General features: G+C 69.6%; 16 protein-coding genes and 1 tRNA gene. 9 read left to right on the plus strand and 8 right to left on the minus strand.

Features of this window, described 5'->3' with window-relative positions; all coding sequences use genetic code 11:
- The first annotated feature begins 22 nt into the window (after window positions 1-22).
- Window positions 23-523 carry a chemotaxis protein CheW gene (locus O9335_RS05275; RefSeq protein ID WP_298384614.1) on the plus strand — a complete coding sequence of 167 codons (501 nt, stop codon included), beginning with the start codon at window positions 23-25 and terminating at the stop codon, window positions 521-523.
- A 134-nt stretch (window positions 524-657) separates the two neighbouring features.
- On the opposite strand, the gene O9335_RS05280 is transcribed toward O9335_RS05275, so the two are convergent.
- On the minus strand, window positions 658-3,162 hold the full coding sequence (locus O9335_RS05280; RefSeq protein ID WP_298384617.1) for an FtsX-like permease family protein: 2,505 nt from the start codon (window positions 3,160-3,162) through the stop codon (window positions 658-660).
- A gap of 237 nt (window positions 3,163-3,399) precedes the next feature.
- On the opposite strand from O9335_RS05280, the gene O9335_RS05285 reads away from it, so the two are divergent.
- The 3 genes from O9335_RS05285 (at window position 3,400) to O9335_RS05295 (ending at window position 6,921) form a co-directional block, all read left to right on the plus strand.
- Window positions 3,400-6,273: an ExeM/NucH family extracellular endonuclease gene (locus O9335_RS05285; protein WP_298384620.1), complete on the plus strand. Its 2,874-nt coding sequence runs from the start codon at window positions 3,400-3,402 to the stop codon at window positions 6,271-6,273.
- 20 nt (window positions 6,274-6,293) lie between these two features.
- Window positions 6,294-6,800, plus strand: a complete 507-nt coding sequence (locus O9335_RS05290) for a PEP-CTERM sorting domain-containing protein (protein ID WP_298384623.1) — start codon at window positions 6,294-6,296, stop codon at window positions 6,798-6,800.
- A gap of 47 nt (window positions 6,801-6,847) precedes the next feature.
- Window positions 6,848-6,921, plus strand: a tRNA-Gly gene (locus O9335_RS05295).
- A gap of 126 nt (window positions 6,922-7,047) precedes the next feature.
- Here the strand turns inward: O9335_RS05295 and O9335_RS05300 are convergent.
- Complete coding sequence (locus O9335_RS05300; RefSeq protein ID WP_298384625.1) at window positions 7,048-8,019, minus strand: alpha/beta hydrolase; 972 nt, start codon at window positions 8,017-8,019, stop codon at window positions 7,048-7,050.
- A gap of 102 nt (window positions 8,020-8,121) precedes the next feature.
- On the opposite strand from O9335_RS05300, the gene O9335_RS05305 reads away from it, so the two are divergent.
- Window positions 8,122-9,060, plus strand: coding sequence for a LysR family transcriptional regulator (locus O9335_RS05305; RefSeq protein WP_298384628.1), 939 nt, complete (start codon window positions 8,122-8,124; stop codon window positions 9,058-9,060).
- Between the two features lie 184 nt (window positions 9,061-9,244).
- Here O9335_RS05305 and O9335_RS05310 read toward each other — a convergent pair whose 3' ends face one another.
- Window positions 9,245-10,099, minus strand: a complete 855-nt coding sequence (locus O9335_RS05310) for an HDOD domain-containing protein (protein WP_298384631.1) — start codon at window positions 10,097-10,099, stop codon at window positions 9,245-9,247.
- A 34-nt stretch (window positions 10,100-10,133) separates the two neighbouring features.
- Window positions 10,134-11,048, minus strand: coding sequence for a biotin synthase (locus tag O9335_RS05315; protein ID WP_298384634.1), 915 nt, complete (start codon window positions 11,046-11,048; stop codon window positions 10,134-10,136).
- Here O9335_RS05315 and O9335_RS05320 point away from each other — a divergent pair.
- The 3 genes from O9335_RS05320 to O9335_RS05330 are packed head-to-tail and all read left to right on the plus strand — an operon-like array spanning window position 11,047 to window position 13,066.
- On the plus strand, window positions 11,047-11,778 hold the full coding sequence (locus tag O9335_RS05320; RefSeq protein ID WP_298384636.1) for a ComF family protein: 732 nt from the start codon (window positions 11,047-11,049) through the stop codon (window positions 11,776-11,778). The two genes, O9335_RS05315 and O9335_RS05320, sit on opposite strands and share 2 nt — an antisense overlap.
- Window positions 11,779-11,786: 8 nt before the next feature.
- Window positions 11,787-12,257 carry a tRNA (uridine(34)/cytosine(34)/5-carboxymethylaminomethyluridine(34)-2'-O)-methyltransferase TrmL gene (trmL, locus tag O9335_RS05325; protein WP_298384639.1) on the plus strand — a complete coding sequence of 157 codons (471 nt, stop codon included), beginning with the start codon at window positions 11,787-11,789 and terminating at the stop codon, window positions 12,255-12,257.
- Window positions 12,254-13,066, plus strand: coding sequence for a MaoC/PaaZ C-terminal domain-containing protein (locus O9335_RS05330; RefSeq protein WP_298384641.1), 813 nt, complete (start codon window positions 12,254-12,256; stop codon window positions 13,064-13,066). The genes trmL and O9335_RS05330 overlap by 4 nt, the downstream gene beginning before the upstream one ends.
- Here the strand turns inward: O9335_RS05330 and O9335_RS05335 are convergent.
- From O9335_RS05335 to O9335_RS05350, 4 genes are all read right to left on the minus strand, one after another.
- Window positions 13,055-14,086: an NAD(P)H-dependent glycerol-3-phosphate dehydrogenase gene (locus O9335_RS05335; protein ID WP_298384644.1), complete on the minus strand. Its 1,032-nt coding sequence runs from the start codon at window positions 14,084-14,086 to the stop codon at window positions 13,055-13,057. The two genes, O9335_RS05330 and O9335_RS05335, sit on opposite strands and share 12 nt — an antisense overlap.
- 58 nt (window positions 14,087-14,144) lie before the next feature.
- On the minus strand, window positions 14,145-14,612 hold the full coding sequence (secB, locus tag O9335_RS05340) for a protein-export chaperone SecB (protein ID WP_298384647.1): 468 nt from the start codon (window positions 14,610-14,612) through the stop codon (window positions 14,145-14,147).
- Window positions 14,613-14,691: 79 nt separating this feature from the next.
- Window positions 14,692-14,952: a glutaredoxin 3 gene (grxC, locus tag O9335_RS05345; protein ID WP_298384650.1), complete on the minus strand. Its 261-nt coding sequence runs from the start codon at window positions 14,950-14,952 to the stop codon at window positions 14,692-14,694.
- Window positions 14,953-14,954: 2 nt separating this feature from the next.
- Window positions 14,955-15,362 carry a rhodanese-like domain-containing protein gene (locus tag O9335_RS05350; protein ID WP_298384653.1) on the minus strand — a complete coding sequence of 136 codons (408 nt, stop codon included), beginning with the start codon at window positions 15,360-15,362 and terminating at the stop codon, window positions 14,955-14,957.
- A 113-nt stretch (window positions 15,363-15,475) separates the two neighbouring features.
- Here O9335_RS05350 and gpmA point away from each other — a divergent pair, with 113 nt between their 5' ends.
- Entirely contained in the window at window positions 15,476-16,210 is a 735-nt protein-coding gene (gene gpmA / locus O9335_RS05355) for a 2,3-diphosphoglycerate-dependent phosphoglycerate mutase (RefSeq protein ID WP_298384656.1), read from the plus strand.

Raw genomic sequence — 16,210 nt, forward strand, 5'->3', positions numbered from 1 at the left:
TCTCTAGCCCACAAGGACTCCCATGGAACTCGTGCAAGCAGCCCCAGCCGGTCGGATGCTGACCATGGCCCACAGCGGCGAATACCTGACCTTCCGCCTCGGCACCGAGGAGTACGGCATCGACATCCTGAAGGTGCAGGAGATTCGCTCTTACGAAGCCCCCACGCGCATCGCGAACGCGGCAGGCTTCATCAAGGGCGTGGTGAATCTGCGGGGGGTCATCGTGCCCATCGTCGACCTGCGCGTGAAGCTGAATTGCCCGAGCTGCGAGATCAACAGCTTCACCGTGGTCATCGTGCTGAACGTGCGAGGCCGGGTCGTCGGGGCGGTGGTCGACTCGGTGAGCGACGTGCTCGAACTCACCAAGGAACAGATCCGCCAAGCGCCCGAGATGACGGCCGCCGCGGTGGACACCACCTACATCACGGGCATCGCCACGGTCAACGATCGCATGCTCATCCTCATGGACATCGAAGGCCTGATGAGCAGTTCCGACATGGGGCTCATCAGCGCCATCGCCTGAGGCCACCCGGCACCGCTTTCACCGCCGGCTCTTGGGGCGAGCGCCGCGCAAGACGCCACCGTGGTGGCCAGTGCCGCTGCAGTTCGGCGCCAACAAACGGGCATTCCGCCGAATGCCCCTGTTGAGCGACACCTTCACTCCACGCTGGCCTCGCGCAAGGTTTGAACCACGGGGCGGCGCAGGACGCCGCGCAAGCCCCACCAACCCGCACCCCACGCCAACAAGGCGCCGCCCACCACCGCCCCCAAGGGCACCCAAGGCTGCGGCCGCCAGGCGAACTGGAACACTTGCGTGGCGAGCAACGCCGCCACGACCAAGGCCAAAGCGCCTGCCAGCAAACCGGCCAAGGCCCCCAGCCCGAGCAACTCGCTGCGCTGCATGCGCGCCAGCAGGGTGCGTTCGGCGCCCATCGCGCGCATCAGGGCCGTTTCGCGCTGACGCACCTCGCGGCTGGCCGTCACGCTGCTGACCAAAACGACCAGCCCAGCCGCCAGCGTGAAGCCGAACAACAACTGCACCGCATCGGCCACCTGGCCCAGCACGCGCTGCACTTGCGCAATCTGTGCCGACACATCCACCAGGGTGAGGTTGGGGAACTGCGCACTCAGCCGCCGGTCCAAGCTGGCATCGGGCGGCGCACGGTAGGTGGCGATCCAGGTGCTGGGCACGGCCATCTCGGCCTGCTGAAAGATGACAAAGAAATTCACCCGCATGGAGCTCCAGTCCACGTGCCGCAGGTGGGTGATGGGGGCTTCCACGCGTTGCCCCGCCACGTCGAAGGCAAGACGGTCGCCGAGCTTCAAACCCAGTTCTTGAGCCAGCCCCTCTTCCACGCTCAGCCCGCCTTGGCGCCAGGTGCCACCCACGGTTTGGTTGTGGGTGGGCATGGCGTCGGCGTGGCTCAGGTTGAACTCGCGGTCGGTCAGGCGCTGCGCGCGCTCGGTGGCGAAACGCCGGCCGGCCACGGCCTCGTCGTTGATGGCCACCAAGCGCCCGCGGAACATGGGGTGCCAGTCCATCGGCTGCACGCCGGCAGCAGCCAGCGTGGCGCGAAACGGCTCGCCTTGCTCGGGCAGCAGGTTGATGACAAAGCGGTCAGGGCCACGCTCGGGCGTGGCCGCGCGCCAACTGTCGAGCAGATCGGTTCGCACCATCACCAAGATCACCAGCGCCAGCAAGCCCGTGCCCAGCGCGGCCACTTGCGCCACGGCGGCGCCGGGTCGCGAGGCCAACTGCTGCACCGCCAGCCGTAGCCAAACGGGGGCGTGCCGCCCCACGGCGCGGCGCAGCACCCACAGCGCCAGCCAAGCCACCCCGCTCAGCACCGCCGCGGCCACAGCAAAACCTGCGAGCGTGATGCCGCCCAGCTTCACGTCGCCCGCCACCAACATCAGCAAGCCGGCAAAACCGGCCAGCCCCAGCAAGGCCACCCACCAGGCGCCGCCCGCCACCTCGCCCAAGTCGCGGCGCAGCACGCGCAGCGGCGGCACTCCCGCCAAACGCAGCACCGGCGGCAAGCCAAAGGCCACCAACAGGCACAAGCCCAAGCCCAAGCCCAGGCCCACCGGCATGGCGCCCGGGGCGGGCAAGTTTGCCGACACCAGGCCTTGCAGCAGTTGCAGCAGCAAGGCTTGCACCGCCAAGCCGCCCAGCAGACCGAGCAAGGTCGCGCCCAGCCCGACCAACAAGAACTCCATCGCGTAGGCCGCGGCCACACGGGCCCGGCTCAGGCCCAAGACACGCAACATGGCGCATTCGTCCAAATGCCGCTGGGCGAAGTCACGCGCCGCCAACGCCACGGCCACCGCGCTGAGCACCGCCGCCAACAGGGCAACGAGGCTGAGGAATCGCTGCCCACGCGACAAGGTTTGGCTCAGCTCGGGCCGCCCCCCTTCGAGGTTTTCCACACGCGCGCCGCGCAGCCGTCCGGCGTCGATCTCGGCCCGCCAGCGCTCGCCCAGCGCCTGAACGTCTTTTTGCTGGGCGGGCGTGCCGGCCAGGGCCAGCCGGTAGCTGACGCGACTGGCGGGTTGCACCAACTGCGTGCGCGCCAAGTCGTCCAGGTGGAACATCACCCGGGGCGCGAAGGCCAGGAAGCCCGCCCCGCGGTCGGGCTCGTTGTTGATCACCCCGGCGATGCGCAGGGGCGCCTCGCCCACCCACAGGGTGTCGCCCATCGCCAAGTTCAGGCTGTCCAGCACGGCGGGGTCGACCCAAACGGTGCCCGGCACCGGGAACCGACCCCGCTCCCCGCCGCGCAAGGTCAATTCACCGCGCAAAGGGTACTGCGCATCCACCGCCTTCAAGGCCGCCAATCGGCTGGCCCCGCCGTGGGCGTCGTCGGCCCGCACCATGCTGGGGAAGTTGACCGTGTCGCTGTGCACCAAACCGCTGCCCTCGGCCTCGGCGCGCACCGAGGCGGGAACCGGCTTGTCGGTCAGCAGCACGAGATCCCCGCCGATCAGGGCCGCGGCGTCGCGTTGCAACCCGCGGTCCAGCCGATCCCCGAGAAAGGCGACGGCCGTGACGGCCGCCACCGCCAAGGCCACCCCCACGATGAGCAGGCGCAGATCGCCCGCCCGGGCGTCTCGCCACAGACGCCGACCCACCAGAGACCACAGAGAAGGAACGTTGTGCATGGCTGCATTCTGGCCAGCGTCCGGCGCCGCTGCACGGCGCAAGGCTTTGGCCCGCCCTCGGGTTGTCCCCTGGGACGAAAGTGCGACAAATGTCACGAAACATTCACCCCAACTGCGTAGGCTGCGAGCCCGTTGCCCGCGTGCCCACCCCCGCACGCTCTGGGCCGCACCCACCCCCTGACCTTGCCGAGACGGCCTCGTGGCCGCCTTGGCCTTGTTTTTGCCTGCTGGAGCGTCATGCACCCGAACCGATTCCGCGCTGCCCCCCGCAGCCCCCGCACCACGCTGGCCGTGGCCCTGTCCCTGACCCTGGCCGGCGCCCTGGCGCCCGCCAGCGCCGCGGTCGTCATCAGCCAGTTGTACGGGGGCGGCGGCAATTCGGGCGCGCCCTTCAACGCCGACTTCGTCGAGTTGCGCAACACGGGCAGCAGCCCGGTGACGCTGACCGGCTGGTCCTTGCAGTACGCCTCGGCCACCGGCAGCTCCTGGAGCCGCTTCAACCTGAGCGGCAGCATCCCGGCGGGCGGCTTCTTTTTGGTGCAGCTGGCTGGCGGGGCCAACGGCTCGCCCCTGCCGGTGGCGCCCGACCAAACCGGCACCGCCATCAACATGAGCGGCACCGCAGGCAAGCTGGCCTTGGTCGCCAACACCACCGCTTTGAGCGGCACCTGCCCCATCCCCAGCGCCACCGTGCTCGACTTCGTGGGCTACGGCAGCGCCAACTGCAGCGAAGGCGGCACCCCCGCCCCGGGCACGGCCAACGCCACGGGTCTGACCCGCGCCAACGCAGGCTGCACCGACACCCAGGTCAACGGCAGCGACTTCAGCGTCGTCACGCCCGCGCCCCGCCACAGCGGAACCGCCGCCCCAGCCTGCGGCGGTGCGGTCGAACCGCCGCCTCCGCCCCCGCCCCCGCCGCCGGCCCCTCCGCCTGCCGATGCGCCGCTGGAAACCTCCATCCCCGCCGTGCAAGGCACGGGCGCCAAGAGCCCGCTGGAAGGGCAAAACGTGGCCGTGCAAGGCGTGGTCACCCGCCTGATCAGCAACGGCTTCTTCCTTCAAGACCCGGCCGGTGACGGCAACCCCGCGACGTCCGACGGCATCTTCGTGTACACCGGCAGCACCAGCTACCCCGCCGCGGTCGTGGGGAATCGCCTGCGCGTCGTCGGCCGCGTCACCGAGTTCAACGTCGGCTCCACCAGCAACGCCCAAACCTTGGCCCGCCCCTTGACCGAGTTGACCAACCTCAGCGAGGTCAGCTTGCTGGGCACCGGCAGCGTGGTGCCCACCCCCATCACCTTGCCCCTGGGGCAAGGCGACTTGGAGCGTTACGAAGGCATGCTGGTCAGCATCTCAGGGCCGTTCACGATCAGCCAAAACGCCTTCCAGGCCCGCTACGGCCAAATCACCCTGGCCGCTGGAACGCGACTGGAGACCCCCACCAACCGCCACCGCCCCGGCAGCGCCCAAGCCTTGGCCTTGGCCCAAGCCAACGCGGCGCGGCGCCTCATCCTGGACGATGGCAGCAGCGCGCAATACCCCGCAACCACCCCTTACCTGAACGCCAGCGCCCTGCCGCGCACCGGTGACGTCCTCGTGGGCCCGTTGACCGGCGTCGTCGACTTCGGCTTGGCCACCGCCTCCAACGCCGGCCCCGCCGACTACAAGCTGCACCCCACCGTGGCCCCGCAGTTCGGCGTCGCCAACCCGCGCACGCCCTCGCCCGCGGCCGTGGGCGGCAACGTGAAGGTGGGCAGCTTCAACGTCCTGAACTACTTCACCACCTTCACCAACGGCCAGAACGTGGCCGGGCAAACGGGCCAAGGCTGCACGGTCGGCAGCAGCACCAGCGCCGGCAACTGCCGCGGGGCCGACAACGTGGCCGAGTTCGAGCGCCAACGCAGCAAGATCGTCGAAGCCCTGGCGGCCATCCATGCCGACGCCTTCGGCCTGATGGAGGTGCAAAACAACGGCACCGTGGCGCTGCAAAACCTCGTCGATGCGCTCAACGCCCGCGTGGGCGCAGGCACCTATGCCGTGGCCCCGACACCCGCGCAGGGCACCGGCACCGACGCCATCCGCACCGCCGTCATCTACAAGCCGGCGCGCATGACGGCCCTCACACCCACCAGCGACGCCAACCCCGTCCACGAGCGCCCGCCGCTGGCCCAACCCTTCGTGATGCCCAACGGCGAGCGCTTCGTGCTGGTGGTCAACCACCTCAAGAGCAAGGGCAGCTGCCCGGGCAGCAGCAGCGTCGGCAACACCGACAGCGGCGACGGCCAAGGCTGCTGGAACGCCCGGCGCGTGCAGCAAGCCCAGCGTCTGCGCAGCTTCGTGACCGAGGTGCAAACCGCCACCGGCATCCAGGACGCGCTGCTGGTGGGCGACTTCAACGCCTACGCCATGGAAGACCCGATCCACGATCTGACCAGCAACGGCTACGTGGACCTGATCGAGCGTTACGAGCCCGGGGCTTACTCGTACGTCTTCGACGCCGCCGCGGGCCGGTTGGACCACCTCATCGCCACGCCCAGCCTCGCCGCCAAGGCCGCTGGCGCCACCCACTGGCACATCAATGCCGACGAGGGCGAGTGGACCGACTACAACCTGGAAAACAAGGCCCCCGCCTTGTGCAGCGGCCAGACCTGCCCGCCGGACCTGTACGCCGCTGGCCCCTACCGCTCTTCCGACCACGACCCGATCGTCGCCGGCCTGAACATCTACAAGACTTTGGTGGCCGTCCCCAGCAGCACCAGCCTCACCGGCACGCCGGGCGATGACATCCTGGTCAGCGGCGCTGGCCGCCGCACCCTGACGGGCGGCGCCGGCAACGACCAGTTCCAGTTCAGCGCCAGCTTCACCGGCGGCGCCACCCTCACCGACTTCCAACCCGGTGCCGACACCATCCACCTGCGCGCTGTGCTGCAAGCCCTGGGCATCGCCAGCGCAACGCCCATCGCACAGGGTTACTTGAGCTGCCGCAGCAGTGGGGGCGACGCCGTCATCAGCCTCGACCCCGATGCCGCCGGACCCGCCCTGCCCCGCGCCATGCTTCTCATCAAAGGCCAGCCCTGCGCCGTGCTGCACCCCAGCAACTTCGTCTTCTGAACGCACCGAGACCCAGCACCATGTCCCTCCTGAAAACCCTCTTGGCCGCCCTCGTCCTGACCCTGGCGAGCGCGAGCGCCCAAGCCGAAGCCATCTACCGCTTCAACGGCGGCGCCGACTCCGGCAGCTTGACCGGCAGCAGCTACGAAGGCGAGTTCCGCTTCGACGACGTGGCCGCCGATTTCGACGGCTGGACCCTGCTCACCGACTTTCGGTTCATGGGCTTCGGCCTGGACCTCGGCCTGAGTGACGCCGACCCCACCGCCACGCCCGTGGCCTGGTTCGCGGCAGGGCAGTTTCTGGGCATCGACTACCGGTCCATCGGCGGTTCGGCCATGCCCAGTGTGACGCTGATGGCCGGCTTCTTCGACCTCAGCGAGGCCTACCTCGCCTACGGCAACGCCGCCGGCGTGGACGGCTTTGGTGGCCTGAACTTCCAACGCCTGACGGCCGAGGTGCCCGAACCCACCACCGCCGGTCTGCTGCTGCTCGGCCTGCTGGGCCTGGCCCAGCGCCGCCGCCGCTGAAACACACCCGTCGCGGCCCAGGCGCGGTGCATAATCCGCGCCCTGCTGCGGGTGTAGTTCAATGGTAGAACGGCAGCTTCCCAAGCTTCATACGAGGGTTCGATTCCCTTCACCCGCTCCAGACCCCTTCACAGCCAGAACCGGCTGGCCCCTTGAAGCCCGACCCACCACGCCGCATCAGCGGCGTTGTCGTTTCTGAAGCAAGTGGCACGCGAGGGCAGCGGCCGGGGGACGCGCCAGCCGCGAGTCACCGCCGTGCGCGCAGCGCCGGCACGGCCGCTTCCAACTCGTCGAACCAGCTCGGCCACAGGCGTTCGCCCACGTGGCGGGCGAAGGGGGCGAAGTGCCCCACGCGGCGCTGACCAATGTCGCGCGGGTGCAAGCGGCGCATTTCCGCGCGACCGGGCGCACTCGCGAAGGCGTCCACCAAGGCTTGCACGGCCCGCTCGGGCCCGAAGACCCAGTCGTCGCTGATGCACCAGAAGTGCGCCACGCCGCGCCAGTCGCGGGTGCACAGGCGTTGGGCCATGTCGGGGTCACCCAGGTAATAGTTGGGCAACTGCCCCCAACGCGACCAATCCAGCGCCGCGTCGGCGGGCAGGTCCTCGCCACCGCCCAACGCCACGCCGGGCAGGCGCCCCGTCCAGCACACCCAAGCGGGCACATAGCGGCGAAAGAAAAACCGCGCGCCCCAACGCTGATGGGCCGAGGGCCAGTGCTCGAAGTAGGGCAACTGCGCCCCCACGCACAGCGCGGCGTCGACGCCCGCCAGCGACGGTTGCAGGGGCAAGGCATGGCCACCGAGGGAGTGACCCACCCACACCACCGGCACCCCAGCCACGCGCGCCCGCGCCTGCACGGCGTCCAACGCCAGCGGCAGGTCGCGCAGCATCCACGACCGCATGCTCGCGCCCTCGGCCATCGCCGCGCGGGAGTCGGCCAAGCCGGCGTAGTCCAGGGTCAGGACGGCGTAGCCCCGGGCGGCCATCCAACGCGCCAGAGCCGCGTAAAAGCGCTGCGGAACACCCGTGGCCGGGGCGATGAGGGCGGCCGCCCGCCAAGCACGCCGCGGCTCGAACCAGCGCAGGGCCAGGTGGTGTTGTCCCCCCACGGGCAGCCATGCGGGCACCTCATCGTGCAGGGCATCGTCTTCCAAGCCCAGGCTGGCATGCAGTTGGACCAGGTTGGGCGACTGGGGCGCGGTCAACAGGGCAGACATCGGGGCAACTCCGGCAAAAACATCGAGGAGCCCATGCTAGAAAGTCAATGTTTTGTTGACTAGAACAGAGAAATGGCACACACCGGTTCTAAAACCTCACCAATGGCCGCAGGCCTGTCGCAGTTTCGGCCGCAGCTCGGGCTGGACGCCAATGCGCTGGAGCTGTTTGCCCGGGTGGTGCAAGCCGGCAGCTTTGCGCAAGCGGCCCGGCAATTGGGGCTGACGCGCGCGGCGGTGAGCCGCCGCATGGCCAGCATCGAGGCGCAAGCCGGGCACAAATTGCTGGCGCGCACCACGCGTTCGCTGGGGCTGACGGAGCCGGGTCGGCGCCTGGCGCAGCGGGCCAAGGCGGTTTTGGACGCCAGCGAGGCCGCCCGCGCCGCGCTGCGGGCATCGGGTGCGGCGTTGGCGGGCCGCCTGAGGCTGACCGCCGTGCCCAGCTTTGGCCGCGCCGTGTTGGTGCCCTTGCTGGCGGCGTTCCAGCGCGAGCATCCCGGGGTTCAGTTCGAGCTGCTGTTCACCGATCGCCGCGTGGACTTGCTCAGCGAAGGGGTGGACGTGGCGTTTCGCATCACGCACCAGCCGCCCGAAGACTGGGTGGCGGAGCGCCTGATGCCCCTGCGCGTGGGCGCCTACTCCGCCCCCGAAGCGACCGGCCCCTGGGACAGCCCCGAATCCCTGGCGAGCCGAACCCTGCTCGTGCTGGGACAAGCCCGCGACGAACTCCCCCTGGCCTGGCAGGCCGCCGACGGGCGCCGCTTGGCGCAGGTCTTGGAAGGCCGGCTGTGCACCTTCAGCGTGGACCTGGACAGCCTGGTGGGCTTGGCGCGTGCTGGCTTTGGCGTGGTGCTGGCCCCCGACTACTGCGTGGCCCACGACGTGCAAGCCGGCACCCTGGTGAACCGCCTGCCCGCCTGGCACCTGCCTTTGGCCGAGGGCAGTGAGCTCATGGCCCTGACCCTGCCGCACCCCTTGGTGAGCGAAGCCGCGCGGGCGCTGGTGCGTTTTGCACGTCAGCGGCTGGCCCCCTCCTCGGGTTGAGAGGGGAGCCCCTCCATGGGGCATGCCGCGCTCGCTCCGGCCGGCGCAAGACGCGCCGCATGCCCAGCCTGGTCCACCTGTTTCGTCCGGCCACCCCTTCGCCATGCAACCTCTCGGGAGCGCCCATGGTGGTTGGAACCTGGACGTGCATGCGGCGTGAAGCGGTCAACTGCCGTTCTCAGGCTCAGTGCAGCAACGCATCCACGTCCTGACCCGGGTCGCCTGCGGCCAGCAGGCGATCTCGCAGGTCGTCCAGGTCCAGGTGCATGTGCGCCACCAATTCAGGCACGGCCTGCTGCAGGGCCTCCACGGGGTCCAGCCCTTTCACCGCGGCATCGGCCAACACCTCGGCCAAGTGCAACACGGCCGCCATGCGAGAGAACGGGCGCCGCTCCAGCGGTTCGCTCGCATCCGTGAAGGCTCTCACCATCTCGTTGGGGAAGTGCCAATGCGCCGCCAGCGAGGCCGTGACGTGCGCATGGGTGCAGCCAAATCGATGTTGCTCGAGCGAGTAGCGGCTGCCCGGCTCACCGGCCAGGCGCTCAACCTCGGCCACTTGCTCGGGCGCGCTCAAGGCCATCAACAACTGACCGGTACGCAGCATCATGCCGGCCACGAACACTTCGTCGGCCTCCAAACGCACCAACTTGCCCAGGATGCGCGCGTAGGTGGCGGTGATGGCCGCGTGCCGCCAAACGTGGCGGCGATCCAAGCCCTGGACCTCGGGGAAGCGTCCGCTGATGGCGGCAGCCATGCTCAGGTTGCGCAGCATGGTCAGGCCCAAGGCGTTGGCGGCGTCCATGAGGGTGGACACGTTGTGCGATGGATTGAAGCGCGCGCTGTTGGCCAGGCGCAGCACGCGTGCGCTGAGCGTGGGGTCCTTTTCGATGAGATCGGCCAGGGCCCGCAGGCTGACGTTGGGATCGTCGAAGCTCTTGATCAAGCGCGCCGCCACCTCGGGCATCGGCCGCAACTGCGCGTGGTTGGCAAAGAAGGTCTCCGCGCTGGGCGGAATGGCAAGGGGTTGGGCGAGCGTCATGTCGGGTCCTTTCGTGCGCCGACGCTACCGCAACTCAGCCGCGCGGCCTGCGCAATTCGTCGCGCAATCGGTCGAGGCCAACCCGAGTCTCGGGGGCCACCGCCACGCGTGGCGCCGGCTTGATGGCGTGCCCCACGACGAACTCCAAGGTCAGCGCCAGGCGGCCGTCCGCGCCCGTCAAATGCGCCGCCATGGCGTCCCGCCAGCGCTGGCGCCAGCGTGGCGTACGGAGCCCCTTGTGGCGGTCGGCGTGCACATTGCCCCCCAAGGCCGCCAAGTCGCGCCACAGCGCATCGGCATCGGGCCAAGTCAGGGTCAAGCGTTCCTGGTCCATCACCGGCTCGGCGAACCCGGCCTCGACCAACAGGTCCCCGATGTCGTGCAGGTCCACCCAAGCGGGCGTGACCGGGCCCCAGCCCTCGGCGTTGTAGGCGCGGCGCAACTCCAGCAGGCTGTCGGGGCCCCAGCAGGAGAACAGCACGAAGCCGTCCACCGCGAGCGCCCGGTGCCAAGTGGCCAGGGCGGCTCTCAGGTTCGCCGCGCCGTGCAAGCCCAAGTTGGCCCACAGCAACTGCGCCTGCCCCTCGGGCAAAGCCTGAGGGGCCACCACCGTGGCAAGCGGCGCGCGCCAAGGCTGCCACCAAGCCGGACGCAGGCGGCGTGCCGCATCGGCATGCGCCTCCACCCAACTGTGTTGGGCCTCGGGGTAGCGACGGCGCAAGGCCGCATCGCCACCGCCCCACAGCGGTTGCCATTGCACGATCCGATGCACCGCCAGCTTGATCCAATCCAGCCGCTCGGCCATGCGCTCGGCCAGTTGGGCGTGCAGCCAAGGCGTTTCTCCCAGGGCCTGCCAGCGCCGCGCTTGCCGAGCCAGGGCCTGCGGGTGCAAGCGAGTCGCGCTCAGCAACGCGGGGTCGGCATCGGAAAACGGCGCAAGGATGGACATGGCAACGCAGTATCGTGCCGCCATGCTGCGCGCCGTGCTCGACCCCCGCCGGTGGCCCTTGCCTGGGGGCTGTCAGATCTGCCTGGCCTGGGGGCAAGACCGGCTGTGCCGGGACTGCGTGACCCGCTTTGCGCCGGCGCTGGACCGCTGCCCACGGTGCGCCTTGGTCCTGCGTGCCGGCGCCTGCCCCGACTGCCTGCGCGAGCCGCTGCCGCTGGACGCCACCGTGGCCGCGGTGGACTACGGCGCGCCCTGGGACGGCCTGGTGCATGGCCTGAAGTACCACGCCCGGCTGAGCGCCGGCATGGCGCTGGCCGACTTGCTGGCTGCCGCCGTGCGGCGTTCCGGGGTCGCCATGGACGGCGTGCAGTTGCTGCCGGTGCCGCTGCACCCCCAGCGCTTGGCCGAGCGCGGGCACAACCAAGCGCACGAGATCGCCCGCCACCTGTCGCGCGCCTTGGGTCTGCGCCTGCCATCGCCGCTCGTGCAGCGCCTGGCCGACACGCCGTCGCAGGCACTGGCGCCCGATCGGCAAACCCGGCAACAGCGCCTGCGGGAGGCCTTCGCGCTGCGCGCCGGCGCTTCCGTGGCCGGACAACATTGGGCATTGGTGGACGACGTGATGACGACTGGTGCGACGATGTCGGCTTTGGCCGCGCTGCTCCGGCGCCACGGCGCCGCGTCGGTCCAGGCATGGTGCGTGGCGCGCACCCCGCGTCCGACCGACTGACCCTCCGCATGTTCAACATCGTCCTCGTCCACCCCGAGATCCCACCCAACACGGGCAACGCCATCCGCTTGTCGGCCAACACCGGCTGCCGCCTGCACTTGGTGCGGCCGCTGGGCTTCAGCCTGGAAGACAAGCTGCTGCAACGCGCCGGGCTGGACTATCACGAGTACGCCGACCTGCGCGTGCACGACGATTGGGCCGCCTTCTTGGCGACCGAGCAGCCGCCACCCGAGCGCGTCTTCGCCTTCACCACCCGCGGCACCACCGGCTTCCATCGGGTGAGTTGGCAGGCGGGCGATTGGTTGGTGTTCGGCTCCGAGAGCGCGGGCTTGCCTGCCGACATCCAGAGCCAGATCGACGTCGCCCGCTGGCTGCGTTTGCCCATACGACCCCAGCAGCGCAGCCTGAACCTCAGCAATGCCGTGGCCGTGGCCGTGTTCGAAGCCTGGCGACAGCACGGTTACGAGGGCGCGGTGTGAGCTCCAACCCCCTGCCCCGCCATGCGTGGTGGCTGGTGCTGCGCGCCGGCCTGTCGGGCGAGCGACCGCCGGGGGCGGCGCTGCCCCAAGACGTGGCGCACTGGCACGCCCCGGCCCTGAACCCCAGCACCGTCGCCGCCTTTCACCGGCACCTGGGCTACGGCCCCGAAACCCCCGTGCCCCTGTGCCTGCATTACCTGTCGCTACAACGCGCCCAACTGGAGTGGATGCTCAGGCCCGCCTTCCCTCACCGGGTGGTCGGCATGGTGCACATGGCGCAGTCGATCACCGCCTTGGCGCCGTGGACGCTCGAGGCCCCGTTCGAGGTGCTGTTGAGTGCTCGGTCGGAGGGCAAGCGCAACGTGCGCTTGAACGCCGAACTGCTGCAGCACGGCGTTCCGGTGGTCCGCGCCTGGAGCCTGTACCGGCCACCGCGCGAGCCCGGCGCCCGACCGCTGCGCGACCGCGCCCCCGAACCGGCCCCCGACACGGAGCTTCAAGCCTGCTGGGACTTGCCGGCGAATGCCGGCGTGGCCTACGCCTGGATGTCTGGCGACGCCAATCCCATCCACCTGTGGCCCTGGACCGCGCGACGCCTGGGCATGGCCCAACCCATCATCCACGGCATGCACACCATGGCCCGTTGTGAAGCCGAATGGGCTCGCGCCGGCGGGCAAGCGCTCCAGCACCTGGAGTTGCAATTCCTGCGGCCGCTGGCTCTGCCCGGCTGGGCGGCGCTGTACGGCGAGCCCGCCGCGTTCGAGGTGTTCGGCCCCGCCGGTCGGTGCGCCAGCGGGTCAGCGGGCTGAGACGCCGGCCGCATCCACCTCGGCCCGCGGATCGCGCCCCATCAAGCGCGCCAGCGCCTCGGGCGGTGTCAGTCGAGCGGCCAGCAAGTCCACCACGGTGCGGGTGATGGGCAAGTCCAAGCCCAAAGCCTCGCCCCGAGCCAATACCGTTTGCGCGCTGTAAACGCCTTCGGCCACGTGACCCAGGCGAGCCAGCACCTCGTTCAAGGGCAAGCCTTGCGCCAAGAGCAGACCCACCTTGCGGTTGCGACTGAGATCGCCCGTGGCCGTCAGCACCAGGTCGCCCAGGCCCGACAAGCCGAGAAAAGTTTCCGCTCGAGCCCCCAGGGCCAGGCCCAAGCGGGTCATCTCGGCCAGGCCGCGGGTGAGCAAGGCCGCACGGGCGTTCAGCCCGGGTGCGTGGGCCCAATCGTCCGCGGCTTCGGCACGCTCGCGCAGCCCATCGGCCACCCCCGTGGCGATGGCCATCACGTTCTTCACGGCCCCCCCCACCTCCACCCCCACTGGGTCGGTGCTGGTGTAGACGCGCAGCCGCTCGCCATGGAACACGTCCACCGCCAGTTGCGCCACCTCGGGCCATTCGCTCGCGGCCACCAAGGCCGTGGCCTGACCCCGGGCCACCTCTTGCGCGAAGCTGGGCCCACTGAGGATGCCCACCCGCTCCCGCCCCACGGCGCGGGCGATCTCGTGCCCCAGCAGGCCCGTGCCCGCTTCGAAGCCCTTGCACAGCCACAACAACGGCGTGGCGCCCGTGCAGCGCTGCAGCGCCTCGCGCAAACCCGCCATCGGGCAGGCCACGACGATGCACCCGGCGCCCGCCAACGCGGCATCCCAGTCGGCCGTCAAGCGCAGGGCCGGCGGCAGCGCCACCTCGGGCAGGTAGCGGGCGTTGCGCCCGTCGGACTGCATCTGGGCCACCTGGGCGGCGTCGCGCGCCCACAGCGTGACGGTGTGGCGCGCCGCGGCCTGGATGGCGAGCGCCGTGCCCCAGGCTCCGGCGCCAAGAACGGTGAGTTGCATGGGCAAGAAAAAAGCGCGCCGGATGGGCGCGCTTTCATTGTGACCGGGCGATGGGCGCTCAGTTCGGCTGCTGGCCCGCCAGTTGTTGGGCACGCGCCTCCTGCTGGGCCTCGAACATGGCCTGGAAGTTGACCTCCGTCAACAGCACCGGGGGGAAACCGGCACGGGTGCAGACGTCGCTCACGATGGCGCGCAGGTAGGGGTAAATCATTTGCGGGCACACCACGCCCAGAATGCCCTCGACCTGCTCTTGCGGCACGTTGCGGATCTCGAAAATGCCCGCTTGCTTGGCCTCGACCAAGAACAAGGTCTTGTCGCTGACCTTGGTGTTCACCGTGGCCGTCACGCAGACTTCGAACACCCCGTCTTGGATGGGCTCGCCCGCCAAAGTCAGGTTGATGTCCACCTGCGGCTGCGAGGTATCCAGCAGCACCTGAGGGGAATTGGGCTGCTCCAGCGACAGGTCCTTCAGGTAGATGCGCTGGATGTTGAAGGTCGGGACGGCTTGGTTTTGTTCGTCGGCCATGGGGCTCTCGCGAAGGGATGGGGGTCGGTGAAAAAAGGCCCGCGTTGTGCACGCGGGCCGGTCGAGCGGCGCGATTGTCTCAGCCTTGCAGCAGCGGCAGCAGGCCGCCACGCTGGTCGAGGGCGACGAGGTCGTCGCAGCCCCCCACATGGGTGTCGCCGATGTAGATCTGTGGCACGGTGCGCCGCCCGGTGCGCGCCATCATGGCGTCGCGCTGGGCGGGGTCCAGGTCGATGCGAATCTCCTCGATCGACTCCACCCCTCGCGCCTTCAACAACTGCTTGGCACGGATGCAAAACGGGCACACCTGCGTGGTGTACATGGTCACGAGCGCCGGCATGGTCAGGCGCTCTTTTCGATGGGCAGGTTGGCCTCGCGCCAAGCGGCCAGGCCGCCGCTGAGCGAGACGGCGTTTTCGAAGCCGAGCTTGCGCAGCAGTCCCGCGGCGCGGCCCGCGCGCAGGCCCGACGGACACACCACCACCAAGGGCAAGGCCTTGTTGGTGGGCAGCGGTTTGGCACCGGCTTCGATCTGGCCCATGGGCAGGTGGCGCGAGCCCACCGCGTGGCCGGCGGCGTACTCGGCCGGCTCGCTCACGTCCAGCAAGACGGCCTTCTCGCGGTTGATGAGCCGCACCGCCTCGGCGGGCGACACCCCGGCCGACTTGCCGCTGAGGGTGGGCCACAAGAGCATCAAGCCCGAGCCGGCCGCCATCACGACCAAAAACCAGTTCTGAATCAGAAAGTCCACCGCGTGCACCGTGTTCGAGAAAACCTCGGATTTTAGGGAGCGGCGAATGCTGGCTTTCCGGCGCGGGTCATCGCGCTTCCTAGAATGCCGCCTTCACTTTGCTGCACCGCACCATGACCAAGCTCGTTTTGCTCCGCCACGGCGAATCCACCTGGAACCTGGAAAACCGCTTCACCGGCTGGACCGACGTGCCGCTCACCGCCACGGGCGTGGCGCAAGCGCAGGCCGCGGGCCGATTGCTCAAGGCCGAGGGCTACGACTTCGACGTGGCCTACACCTCGGTGTTGAGCCGCGCCATTTGGACCTTGTGGCACTGCCTGGACGGGATGGATCGCACCTGGCTGCCCATCCACCACCACTGGCGCCTGAACGAGCGCCACTACGGCGCGCTGCAAGGCCTGAACAAGAGCGACATGGCCAAGCAGTATGGCGACGAGCAGGTGCTGATCTGGCGCCGCAGCTACGACACGCCGCCGCCCGCGTTGGAAGCCAACGACCCCCGCAGCGAGCGCGGCGACCGGCGCTACGCCGGCGTGGACGTGCCGCTGACCGAATGCCTGAAGGACACCGTGGCCCGCGTGCTGCCGCACTGGGAAGGCGAAATCGCCCCGGCCATCAAGGCCGGCCAGCGCGTGCTGATCGCCGCGCACGGCAACTCCATCCGCGCGCTGGTCAAGCACCTCGACGGCATCGCCGACGACGCCATCGTGGGCGTGAACATCCCCAACGGCGTGCCGTTGGTCTACGAACTGGACGAGCAACTCAAACCCATCAAGAGTTACTACCTGGGCGACCAGGACGCCATCGCCGCCGCCGCTGCGGCGGTGGCCAACCAGGGCAAAAAGTAA

Origin of the sequence: Inhella sp. (assembly GCF_027532025.1) — a bacterium.
In the GTDB taxonomy this organism is placed as follows: domain Bacteria; phylum Pseudomonadota; class Gammaproteobacteria; order Burkholderiales; family Burkholderiaceae_C; genus Inhella.